Source organism: uncultured Porphyromonas sp. (assembly GCF_947254915.1).
Classification (GTDB): Bacteria; Bacteroidota; Bacteroidia; order Bacteroidales; family Porphyromonadaceae; genus Porphyromonas.
This window is the reverse complement of the sequence record NZ_CAMYEZ010000066.1, coordinates 1-11,781: the sequence shown is the minus strand read 5'-3', so window position 1 is coordinate 11,781 and position 11,781 is coordinate 1. Positions and strand designations below refer to the sequence as shown.

At 50.8% G+C, this 11,781-nt stretch carries 9 protein-coding genes; all 9 read left to right on the top strand.

What is annotated here, in order from left to right:
* A partial coding sequence (locus Q0X57_RS05185; protein WP_297728624.1) for a chorismate-binding protein occupies positions 1 to 245 on the top strand: 245 nt, incomplete at its 5' end.
* 16 nt (positions 246 to 261) lie between these two features.
* Positions 262 to 1,977, top strand: coding sequence for a 2-succinyl-5-enolpyruvyl-6-hydroxy-3-cyclohexene-1-carboxylic-acid synthase (menD, locus tag Q0X57_RS05180; protein ID WP_297728622.1), 1,716 nt, complete (start codon positions 262 to 264; stop codon positions 1,975 to 1,977).
* Positions 1,974 to 2,804, top strand: coding sequence for a 1,4-dihydroxy-2-naphthoyl-CoA synthase (gene menB, locus Q0X57_RS05175; protein WP_297728620.1), 831 nt, complete (start codon positions 1,974 to 1,976; stop codon positions 2,802 to 2,804). Before menD ends, menB begins: the two co-directional genes overlap by 4 nt.
* 6 nt (positions 2,805 to 2,810) lie before the next feature.
* Complete coding sequence (locus tag Q0X57_RS05170) at positions 2,811 to 3,908, top strand: o-succinylbenzoate synthase (RefSeq protein ID WP_297728618.1); 1,098 nt, start codon at positions 2,811 to 2,813, stop codon at positions 3,906 to 3,908.
* Positions 3,909 to 4,243: 335 nt separating this feature from the next.
* Positions 4,244 to 5,365: an AMP-binding protein gene (locus Q0X57_RS05165; protein WP_297728616.1), complete on the top strand. Its 1,122-nt coding sequence runs from the start codon at positions 4,244 to 4,246 to the stop codon at positions 5,363 to 5,365.
* 81 nt (positions 5,366 to 5,446) lie between these two features.
* Entirely contained in the window at positions 5,447 to 7,420 is a 1,974-nt protein-coding gene (locus Q0X57_RS05160; RefSeq protein WP_297728614.1) for a leucine-rich repeat protein, read from the top strand.
* 7 nt (positions 7,421 to 7,427) lie between these two features.
* Positions 7,428 to 9,158, top strand: coding sequence for a leucine-rich repeat domain-containing protein (locus tag Q0X57_RS05155; protein WP_297728611.1), 1,731 nt, complete (start codon positions 7,428 to 7,430; stop codon positions 9,156 to 9,158).
* 716 nt (positions 9,159 to 9,874) lie between these two features.
* The gene (locus Q0X57_RS05150) at positions 9,875 to 10,510 is read left to right on the top strand and encodes a leucine-rich repeat domain-containing protein (RefSeq protein WP_297728608.1); all 636 of its coding nucleotides are present in this window, start codon (positions 9,875 to 9,877) and stop codon (positions 10,508 to 10,510) included.
* A 297-nt stretch (positions 10,511 to 10,807) separates the two neighbouring features.
* A complete protein-coding gene (gene tnpA / locus Q0X57_RS05145) occupies positions 10,808 to 11,743 on the top strand; it encodes a transposon Tn4555 protein TnpA (RefSeq protein ID WP_004292844.1) in 936 nt (311 codons plus the stop codon).
* The last annotated feature ends 38 nt before the right edge of the window (positions 11,744 to 11,781 follow it).

The following is an 11,781-nucleotide window of genomic DNA, read 5'->3' as shown; positions in this document are numbered from 1 at the left end:
GAGTGGCGCAGCGTCTGATCCTCGAGGAGGAGTCTGCAGAGCGCTCTTACTATGCCGGCTTTCTGGGGTGGTACGAGCCTGATCGGTGTGTTGACCTCTTTGTCCAGATACGCTGTCTGCAGTTGCTCCCTGAGCAGTTGCTACGGCTCTATGCGGGAGGCGGCATCGTGCGTGGATCAAGCCTTGAGAGCGAGTGGCAGGAGGTCCTGCACAAGCTCTCGGCAATACATAGTCTTATAAGGTAAAAGAGGGAGGAGCGCAATGATACCGATGGACAATCCTGTGATCAGCGAACTAATCGCTCTGCTTCAAGCACACGGCGTGCGTGACGTGGTGCTCTGCCCAGGTAGTCGCAACGCACCACTCGTGCATGCGCTCAGCCACTACCTCTCGGGGGCGACCTGTCACTCGATCATCGATGAGCGCAGCGCAGGCTTCTACGCCCTTGGCTTGGCTCTCGCCACGCATAGGACGGTCGTGGTCTGCTGCACCTCTGGCACGGCGGTGGCAAACCTTCACCCAGCAGTCGCTGAGGCTTACTATCAGGGTGTCCCGCTGGTTGTCCTATCGGCCGATAGACCCGAGCGATGGATCGGGCAGTGGGCGGGGCAAACGCTTCCTCAGTCAGGACTCTTCGGCTCACTGGTGCGCAAAGCGGTACAGCTCCCCGAGCCACACACCGAGGAGGAACGGTGGTACTGCAATCGTCTGATCAACGAAGCGCTCCTCGCAGCACTGGTTCCGCTCCCTGGACCCGTACAGATCAATGTCCCGATCAGCGACCCGAGCGTATCTTTGCTCCCGCCAACTCCAGCAGAGCCAAGCAATAGTCGACCCATCGGAATGCAGCCAGGACGCCACATCAAGCAACTCTGTCCGTGTGGGGTGGATGCGCAGGCGGTCAAGCCGTTGCTAGCGAGGCTAGCCACGTTCGAGCGTAAGATGATATTGGTCGGACAGGAGAGTTGGACGGCTACGACTAGCGCAGGGGCGGTCTTTCCGCAAAGCTTGCGGGAGCAGTTCCTCTGCATCGGCGAGTCGCTCTCCAACAGGTCCGTGACGATCTGTTCGCTCGATGCACTTCTAGCGTCACTCAGCGAAGGGGATCGACGAGCCCTACAGCCCGACCTGCTGATCACCCTCGGAGGGCATATCGTCTCCAACAAGATGAAGCAGTACCTGCGCAACTATCCGCCACAGGAGACGTGGCACCTGTCGCCTGATCCCAGTGTGGTGGATCTCTTTTGCAGTCTCACCGATCAGATCAACGCTCCTGTGGAGCCATTCCTTGAGACGCTGGCGCAAGGCTTGGCTGGTCACGCTAGCTCTCCCTATGCCCTTCAGTGGCGAGAGCGAATTGACCGACTGCCGTCACCGACGCCACGCTACAGTTCTCTGGCCGTGGTGGGAAACCTTCTGAGTCATCTGCCCGAAGAGCCTTGTGTGCTACACCTTGCGAACAGTTCGTCGGTGCGCTATGCGGAGCTTTTCCGCAAGCCTCGCCGGCTTCTCACGCTTTGCAATCGAGGCACCAGTGGCATAGAGGGCTCGCTCTCAACCGCCTTAGGCTTTGCCCGCCAGAGAGCCGAGGAGCGCCACTTCATCGTCATCGGAGACCTGAGCTTCTTCTACGATCTCAATGCGCTGTGGCTCCCCGAGGTGGGGAGCAATGTGCGGGTGCTCCTGCTCAACAACCAGCGAGGGAGCATCTTCCAGAGCCTGCCGACCTTAGAGATGGACCCACTGTCGCAACGCTACATCACTGCCGAGCATCAGCTACGAGCGCAGGGCTGGGTGGAAAGCTGTGGCTGGGAGTACCTGTCGGTGCACGAGGCAAGCGAGCTGGAGGAGACGATGGCTCACTTCGTCGGTCCTGCCGAGCGTCCTCGCCTCCTTGAGGCTTTCGTCACCTCAGAGGATGAGATCGCCGAACTACAGACCTATTTCAAGCAATTACAACCAAGAGAAGAGTTATGAGTGAAAAGAACCAAAGGGTGTGGCAGCCCCTCAAAGCGTATGAAGATATCCTCTTTGACTACTACAACGGTATCGCTCGTATCACGATCAATCGTGAGCGTTACCGCAACGCCTTTACGCCGACCACGACGGCCGAGATGAGCGACGCTCTGCGCATCTGCCGTGAGGATCAGAGCATCAACGTGGTGGTCCTGACGGGCGCTGGCGACAAGGCGTTTTGCTCTGGCGGAGATCAAAACGTCAAGGGGCGGGGTGGCTACATTGGCAAGGACGGCGTGCCTCGCCTGAGTGTCCTAGACGTGCAGAAGCAGATCCGCAGTATCCCCAAGCCAGTCATCGCTGCGGTCAATGGTTACGCCATCGGTGGCGGACATGTCCTCCACGTGGTGTGCGACCTCTCGATCGCTTCGGAGAATGCTATCTTCGGGCAGACGGGGCCCCGTGTGGGTAGCTTCGATGCGGGCTTTGGCTCCTCCTATCTGGCTCGTGTCGTGGGACAAAAGAAGGCGCGTGAGATATGGTTCCTCTGTCGCCAATACTCCGCTCAGGAGGCTCTCGACATGGGGCTGGTCAACAAAGTGGTGCCTCTCGACCAGCTGGAAGATGAGTACGTGCAGTGGGCAGAGGAGATGATGCTGCTAAGTCCGCTCGCCCTCCGCATGATCAAGGCGGGACTCAATGCTGAGCTGGACGGTCAGGCGGGTATCCAAGAGCTGGCGGGCGATGCGACGCTCCTCTACTACCTCACGGACGAAGCGCAGGAGGGTAAGAACGCTTTCCTGGAGAAGCGCAAGCCCAACTTTGAACAGTACCCCAAGTTTCCCTAGCGACCGATGTCACCACAAGAGAGCATCCTTTACCTCCCTGCGCTATTGCCACAGATAGCTGAGCGGGTGACCATGAGCGTGGAGCCGTACACCCTGCACTTCCGTCGCCCAGCCAAGACCTCCCGTGGCGAGTACGAGACGAAGCAGGTCTACTACCTACGTCTCCAGAGCCTAGAGCAGGCAGGTCATGTGGGCTGTGGCGAGTGCGCCCCGATGACTCAGCTCAGTTGCGATGATCTGCCCAACTATCAGGGGGTACTGGAGCAGCTGGCGGGTCAGATGGCGCAGACTCCTGATCAGTTTGATGTGGCTTCGCTACGCCCCTATCCTTCTATCGCTTTTGGCTTAGCCACGGCGATCAATAGCTTCATCGCTGCTGGTCACAGTAGTGAGGAGGGGTCGGTAAAGCCCTTTTGCGATACCCCTTTCACGCGTGGCGAGCTGGGTATTCCGATCAATGGGTTGATCTGGATGGGCGACAAAGCCTATATGTACGAGCAGATCAAAGCTAAGTTGACGCAAGGTTTCCGATGCTTGAAGCTTAAGATCGGCGGAATAGACTTTTCCGAAGAGCTAGAGTTACTCCGCTACGTGCGACAGCACTTCTCGCCTGAGGAGATGGAGCTAAGGGTGGACGCCAATGGAGCGTTTGCCCCAGAGGTGGCTCTGGAGCGGCTGAAAAGGCTGAGCGACTTTCACCTACACTCCATCGAGCAGCCGATTCCAGCGAGCGATCAGTGGGACGAGCTGGCCAAGCTCACGGCAGCGTCGCCACTCCCCATAGCGCTCGACGAGGAGCTCATCGGGATCCACAGCCGAGAGCGCAAGGCGCAACTACTAGACGAGGGCAAGCCGCACTACATCATCCTCAAGCCGTCGCTCCATAGCGGGGTCGATGAGTGGATTGAACTCGCCGAGGAGCGAGGCATCGGCTGGTGGGCAACCTCAGCGCTGGAGTCAAACGTGGGGCTTAGCACCATCGCTCAGTGGGTCAGCCAGTACCCGATAGTCCGTCCGCAAGGGCTTGGCACAGGCGCTCTCTATCTCAACAATACGCCCTCCACGTTACGACTCGTAGGCGATCAGATGTTTTTCAGAGATTAGAGGCAGGGTTAATGCATTATAATCTGCTCTTCTAGGGACTTCTCTCCCGAGGAAATAGAGATTCTTCAAGGAGCAAACAAAAAATCCCCACGGAGAGCCGAAATAAAAGTTCGGAAGAATGAAATGAAAGTTCGGAAGAAAGAAATCAAACTTCGGAGGAATTTTTTCGTTCTTCGCTGGATAATCAAAGATCTCCACGGAGGAATCTTGTGATTTCCTTGAGAGTAGCATAGATGAGCTCATCCCAAAAATGCGTCAGCACTGAAGTTAAAGACACTAGCCTTTCTAGTGTCACTAGGAGCACTAGCATCTCTAGCCAACAGCTAACAGCCAATATGTCCGAGCACCTATATATAGACAGCGCACGAGTCGATGCGGAGAGCTTAGAGCCGTTCTCCCGAGGGCTAGCACCCGAGCGGAGAGAGGTGCTAGCACCACTGCTCACCTTCCTCAGGGAGTGGTGGAGCGAAGAGGAGGGTGTGACCGTCCAAACCTCTGGCTCAACTGGTACGCCCAAACGGCTTCAGCTGACGAAGCTTGCCATGCGACGTAGCGGACTCAGGAGCAACCGCTACTTCCAGATCCAAGCGGGCGAGCGTCTCCTCCTCGCCATGGACCTTCGCTACATAGGCGCTAAGATGATGGTGGTGCGTGCCTTACTCGCAGGAGCCGAGCTAATCGTGGTGCAACCCTCCAGCCACCCGCTAGCGACGCTCAGTGTGGCTCCGCAATTCGTCTCCCTCGTTCCCCTACAGCTACACCACACCCTGGAGGTGCCAGCGGAGCGTGAACTACTCAGTCGGGCTGAGCAACTGATCATCGGGGGCGGAGCCATCCACCCCACCGTGGAGGCGCAGCTCAGCGCATTACCCGTGACAGCTTTCGCCACTTATGGAATGACCGAGACCATCTCGCACGTCGCCCTGAGACGGCTCAACGGTTCTCACGCCTCGTCTCTCTTCTATCCCCTTGAGGGGGTGCATCTCACCCAAGGTGCCGAAGGCGAACTCATCATTGAGGATCGCCTGCTTTACCCCGAAGGTCCGAGTCTCACGACCCATGACCTCGTCGAGTTACACCCCGATGGTGGCTTTACCATCGTAGGGCGAGCCGACAACATCATCAATAGTGGCGGAATCAAGGTAAGCCCCGAGCCAATCGAGCGAAAGCTTGCCAAAGTCCTAGATAGACCGCTCGCCATCAGCTGGATAGCTGATGCAGCTCTAGGGCAAAAGCTGGTACTCGTACTAGAAGGTGACAGCCTCTCCGAAGGCTTTGCAGAAACTCTGACTGAAGCCTGCCAACAGCTCTTACCACCTTACCACCGCCCCAAAGAGATCCGTCTCGTGTCGCACTTGCCACATAATGACAACGGCAAGCTCGATCGCCTAGCCCTCCAAAGGCTACTACTCTCCTTGACCAGTTACGAAGCAAATTCTAAAGCCCAACAGTCTTAATTAGAAAGATTTTATTAACTTGCACTACCGAAACAAATTCGCTCTGCGACAAAAAGAGAAACTTACCAAAACTACCAATCTATGAAATATAAACTACCCGCTATCTTTGGGCTTATGTTGATGTGCTTGATGTCACTATCAGCTATCGCTCAAACACCTACAGTAGAAGTAACTGAGCCTGGAACAGGCGAATCGCTCTTCGCCCAGCATAGTGATGCGAAAGAGCTAATTGTCAAGGGGCATATCAACCACCTAGACCTAATGGCACTGAGAGCCAGTTGCCGAAGCCTAGAGAGTCTTGATTTATCTGAGACCTCTATTGACGAGTATTCAGATGAGATTAACTATGTGGACTATCCTGCCAATGAGCTAACAGCGGCTCTCGCTCAGTACAAGAGCCTTAAGTCTCTGACGCTACCCAGCACGCTACAATCTATTGCCAATAAGGCTCTCTACAAGTGTGCTGCACTACAGACAATCACTCTCCCAGGGTCACAAATGCCTAAGGTAGGCGGTAGTTACTTTGTAGAGAGTAAGCGAATGGAGGAGATAACACTGTGTGTGCCAGCAGAACTCTTGCAGAGCTATAAGGATAGTAAGGTAAAGGCTTGGAAGTTTAAGACGATTGCTGCCATCGCTCCCAAGAATCCATATGCTCAAGTCTCTTTTGATGACATCTATGGTCCTAATTACGTCCCATTCTCAAAGGAAAACAAAGACAAGCGAGCTGCAATCTATCAAGCTTACTTTACCAACAACTCAAGTGAGATCGTAAACTCCATCGAAATGGAGTACTGGTACGACGATGAAGAGACAAGACGCACTGTCAGCCTCAATAAGGTACAGCTCTTGCCAGGCAAAGAGACTCCTGATGGTCAAGGGACAATACTACTCGAAGCCCCCGAAGATACTTACACCCACCTGCTTCATCTACGTCCTAGCAAGGTCAATGGAGTCGCAGTGGATCATATGCCGACGACGCATAAGCCTTTAAGAGTCTACGAATTAGTTGATGACTTTCGCTTTAACGAGCATATCATAGAGCTATACTATGATCCTGCAGATGAAAAAGGGCAAGCCAAGTATACCAATCTAATCAATGCGCTTTCGACGATTATTCATAACACTCGCAAAAGCAATAAGTTCTCTCGAGAGCGCTTCTGCCTAGTCACCATCACAGGCCAAATGAAGGAGGGAGGCTTTGTTCCATCGGTTCCCGATATGAAGACTCAAGCAGAGACTTTTCGAGTAGACTCACTTCCTCTCTTCACTTACGATCGGGATCTACTGACACCTTATGGTACAATCAATAATTATAAGCAACTAGCCGACCTCTCTATCTATACGCCCACTCTACGTATCGGCGAAGTCGAAGACATATATCAGTACCTCTTCTCTAGAAGTTACAACTACCCAGCACTATGTCGTATGGAGACTCCCCGAGTAGAGCTAGATCCTAAGACTCACAAGTTTCAGATCGTCACTGCTGGACGTATCAATCCTAACGTAGATCTCTCACACCCACTGAGACTGACTTACTACTTGATAGAAAACAACACTCTTCCTGAAGCTTACTCAGACGAAATGGGACAAATAGCTAAGGGTGCGACTTATGGCAAGCTTGTACAGCTACTATCTCCAGTGGAAGGGTTCCCCTTAGAAGTGGGCGATACTCGCTCTTTCAAACACCAGACCGAGCCTCTAGAGATCCAAGGCTACGAGCCCAATAAGTATCGTCTCGTAGCTATCGTTCACAGCAGTGAGGATCCTCGTGTCTATGCTCGCTCTGTGTTAGAGAGTTACTCCATACCTCTAGACAAGACCCATGTTTCTATACTGAGCGTAGGCTCCATTCTATCACCAGCACCTCAGCTTGGACTAGACTCGGAGGGTAGGATATGCTCCGATTCGCCAGAGTGGGCGATCGTAGACCTATATACTCTAGACGGCGTCTCGCTTGCGCCCGAGTTAGGCCTTCCTGCAGGATGCTATATCGTTTCTCTTCGCAATACCCATGGCGAGACCCTACATCTGAAGTATATCATCAACAAGTAAATAACCTATGCACTACATTTACAAGCTATCCCGCATTGCTATCACAGCAATGCTTCTGACTTACACACCTCTCCTCTTCGGACAGACTATCACGATGAAGTCTGTCCAGGCTGGGGGAGAGATGAGCCTATCTCTTGCTACGCATAGTGACAATAGTACTGTAACTATCGACTGGGGGGATGGCAACAAAAAAGATTATACCATAGGCAAGGGCGAGATGGAATGCAAAGGCCCTGCGACGAAGCAAACAATCACCATAACGGGCGATATCGCTAAGCTCAACTGTATGGCTAGTAAGCTTATTGAGCTGGATGTTACAAAGTGTCCTAATCTATGGGTGCTACAAGCAGCCTATAATCATATCGGGACGCTAGATCTGTCTGCAAGCAAAGCTTTGGGCAATCTAGAAGTCTTTGGAAACATGCTCAAAGAGCTAGATGTAAGTGCCTGTACAGAGTTGGAGCGTCTTGTATGTTCGGGGAATTATCTATCCGACTTAAACGTCTCGTCATGCAAGAAGCTGAAGTATCTCGACTGTACTCGTATGGCTAGGATTACTAGTCTAGATCTAACGCAGAATCAGAACCTTACCAATCTTCTAATCAATGAGTGTAGCATATCCGAGCTGAAGCTACCCCAAGGCAATGTGCCTCTTGAGGAGTTTTGGTGCCATAAGAACAAAATAGAGTCTCTTGATCTATCTTCCTACACAGGACTAAAGGACTTGAATTGTAGCGACAACCCGCTAACATCACTCGCTATCAATGCTCCAGGGATAAAGCAACTTATGGCAATGAATACTCACTTGAAGGACTTCGCCTTCCTTGCCTCGATGCCAAAGCTCACTTATCTTATGCTAACGGGTAACGCTGGGCTAACTGCGGTGACGCTCTCTAAAAACAGTCAGCTTACAGACCTGGGCCTTTCAAAGTGCTCTCTGAGCAAGTTGGATCTATCAGCTCAAAAAGAACTGAAAAACCTATGGGCTGAGGGCAACCAACTGACTGCAATAGATCTCTCTTCTTGTGAGAAACTAGAAAGTGTCAAGCTTAAAGGCAACCAAATCTCGCAAATTACCTTCCCTGCAAAGTCTAGTATTACAACCCTAGCCCTGCCTGAGAATGCTCTCGTTGACCTCTCTCTCAAAGGACTAGACGGACTCCAATCTTTAGACCTTGGTAAAAACCAACTTACAAAGATTGACCTATCCAGCTGTCCAAAGCTGAAAGTACTCAATCTAGGAAATAATCAGATCCATACTATAGACCTACAGCACACGCCCCAATTAAGGATGCTTGGAGTGGTAGGTAACGGTATGTCTGCGGAGCAGCTAGACAAGATTTATGACGCCCTCCCCGAGCTAGAAGAGCCTAGTGCTAAAGTCAACCTCTACAACGGCACGAAAAAAGATACAGAGGCCCTCTCTAGCACTACGGATATCGCTGTGGCGCATAACTGGAAGCCCTTTGTCCTTGGAGATGGCTCGTGGAGAGGAGTATTAGATATAGAGCCTCTGCAACTGCGTATCGCTCAGCAACAGGAGAGAGTGACACTGTATCCCGCTGCTAGTGGGCATCCTCTACGTGTATCGCTATACAGCTCAGATGGCACATGTCGCCAGAGTGAGCAGGTTGAGGATGATCCTATGATTATCTACCTACCTACACAAGGCTCTTACGTACTACTCATAGAGGACCTTGTTACAAACGAAGCTCAAACACAGTTACTGCTTAACTGATTAGACTATAGAACTTTCGCCAAGCTAGCTTGGCGAAAGTTCTAGCTACACAGCGCTATATACTCTCTTTATACCCACTCCTGCATCTCTGCTGATACCCACTCCTCCCGAGGAAATCAAGAATCGCTAGGGAGCAAACGAAATTTCTCCACCGAGGGACGAAATGAAACTTCGGAAGAATGAAATGAAACTTCGGAAGAACGAAATCAAAGTTCCGAAGAATGTCCCGTTTCCTCCTTGGATAATCAAAGATTTCCACGGAGGAGTTGCTCAATTTCTTTCACCTTTTGATTTCTTCATAGATATGTAGATGACTCATCCTACCTTATAAATGCATTAGCCTTGATTAACATAGAGCTAACGCTGTATGAACAATGAGCTAATCGGGGTATCTTCGGAAGAAGGCCCTTTTCATCTGAAGAGTCGTAGAGACTCAAGATCGGGATAATCTGAACTGTATAAACAAGTAAGACGCTGTAGGAAGGTCTAGCCAGCGCCTAGTGATAGGATGTGTACTTGTTAATAGATATAGTCCCCTCCCTTGACATCAAAAAAGCGTCTTGCCGTAATACAACAAACGGTCTCTTATATACTAGCCGTGCGTCACTACACAAGACTACTCAGTTGTTTTGCAAAACCGGAGCAAAGATTAAACGTACCTTGTCGTAAGGATAAATTTGTGTATTTGCGTTGTTAACAAACATCACTACACAAATATGGAATACGACACAAGACTACGTCCACTTAATGACCTATCTAGTGGATTGGTTAGCAGGAGGAGATCTGTTTGTATTATATCCCTCTTCACTTTCTTGAGTGCTATCTGTAGTGGGCTACTCTCAGCTCAAACGATCGAGCAGGGTGTGCTCACTGCTTGGCCCAATGCGACGGGGCGCATAGAGATCCCACAGTCGGTTACGAAAGTCGGCAAGAAGGTTTTCCAAGGGAATCAAAAGATAACGGCTGTCACCTTTCACGAAGGGGTCGTAGAGATTGATGATGAGGCGTTTAAGAGTTGTTCAAAGCTTACTGAGATAGCTTTTCCTAACAGCTTGAAGCGAGTCGGCTTTATGGCTTTTTACAAGTGTGGCGGACTCGCTAAGATACAGTTTGGCTCTGGGGTACAGGAACTAGGTAGTACGGCCTTTAGCTACTGTGGCAAGCTAACCTCCATAGAGTTACCTAGTAGCTTGATTAACATAGGAGACAATGCTTTTAACTACTGCCGAAATCTATCCAAGGTGACAATCAGCGAGGGAACCAAACGCATCGGTCTTCAAGCTTTCCGTCTCTGTATTTATAACCATAGAACAACCAAAACTAATCAGAAATATCCGAGTGTAAATCTTTAATTACCAGCATATTCTAAAATTTAACACTTTTCGGTTGCCATTTGTCGCTTCCCAAATTTCCACATATTTTTGAGACGTATTTCTGACGTGGAGAATTTGCGGGGCTTGTTTTTTGTCACACCGTGCAGACAGTTGACAAGGGTTTACAACCGTTTACGACAAGCGACAATAACCGCCCCGATATGCGGAAACAGTCACACTGTGTAGAAAAGCGACAATGGTTGACTTCCGTTCACATCCGTTTACCATTTCAGAGATATAGGATTGAAGAAATGAACCATTAAACGATAAAACGGTATGAAAGCAACCAGAAAATGCAGTTTTTGCGGCAAGTCCTTTGTAACCCGAAGCGGTATGCAAAGATATTGCAGTGAGGCTTGTCAGGCAGAAGCCAAACGAGCCAGAGTGATGCAGAAGAACAACCTCTTCAAAGTCGCCCAACCCTTGATGGAGATACAGCATCAGGAGTATCTCACCTTTTCCAAAGCAGCCATCCTCATGGGCTGTTCCCGACAGTACATTTACAAACTTGTAGCCATCGGCAAGCTGAAAGCCTCACGCATCAGCAACCGCATGGCATTCATCCGCAGAGCCGACATCGAGCAGATGTTGGAGGGCAATCCCTATCACCGCATCCTGCCCGGCAACACCTCCACACCAAGGAAATCATCTTCATCTTCCTTACCTGCCAAAAGAGAAAAAAGGGAAAAGGAAAGCGAAGAAGTGTTGGACTTCTATTCGGGCGAGGAGGTGATGTCCCTTTTTAAGGTAAAGCAGTCATGGCTTTACACTTCCGCCAAGCGTAACCATATCCCCATCTGCCGTATCGCAGGAAAGAACTATTACAGCAAGAAGCATATTGACGAGTTTTTCGGTGTGGCAGTTGATATTAGCGAAATTACCGACTGGCTACTGACCGAGGAGGTGGAGGAACTGTTCGGCATGAAGCCGACCGCACTCCGTGCCTACACCTATCGCCATAAGATACCCACTAAAAGAGAGTACGGGCGTACCTATTACTCCAAATCACATTTGAACGAACTCCGCAGAACTGACCTTGTGAACGATGAACGCTACTATACCGTTGAGCAGGTGCAGCAAATCTATGGTCTTTCGTCAGCCAACATCTGCCATATCGTCAAGGTGAAGCACATCGAAAAGATAAAGGTGGGTGTGAAAAACCTGCTTTTGCGCTCAGATGTGGAGCGTGTCATGGCTGAAAGGAACAAATAACCGTGAAAAATCGGGATTATCGAAAATTATTTCAAAAT

Coding starts and splice junctions, on each gene's coding strand:
- menD (WP_297728622.1), top strand. CDS start 262: ATGATACCGATGGACAATCCTGTGATCAGCGAACTAATCGCTCTGCTT.
- menB (WP_297728620.1), top strand. CDS start 1,974: ATGAGTGAAAAGAACCAAAGGGTGTGGCAGCCCCTCAAAGCGTATGAA.
- Q0X57_RS05170 (WP_297728618.1), top strand. CDS start 2,811: ATGTCACCACAAGAGAGCATCCTTTACCTCCCTGCGCTATTGCCACAG.
- Q0X57_RS05165 (WP_297728616.1), top strand. CDS start 4,244: ATGTCCGAGCACCTATATATAGACAGCGCACGAGTCGATGCGGAGAGC.
- Q0X57_RS05160 (WP_297728614.1), top strand. CDS start 5,447: ATGAAATATAAACTACCCGCTATCTTTGGGCTTATGTTGATGTGCTTG.
- Q0X57_RS05155 (WP_297728611.1), top strand. CDS start 7,428: ATGCACTACATTTACAAGCTATCCCGCATTGCTATCACAGCAATGCTT.
- Q0X57_RS05150 (WP_297728608.1), top strand. CDS start 9,875: ATGGAATACGACACAAGACTACGTCCACTTAATGACCTATCTAGTGGA.
- tnpA (WP_004292844.1), top strand. CDS start 10,808: ATGAAAGCAACCAGAAAATGCAGTTTTTGCGGCAAGTCCTTTGTAACC.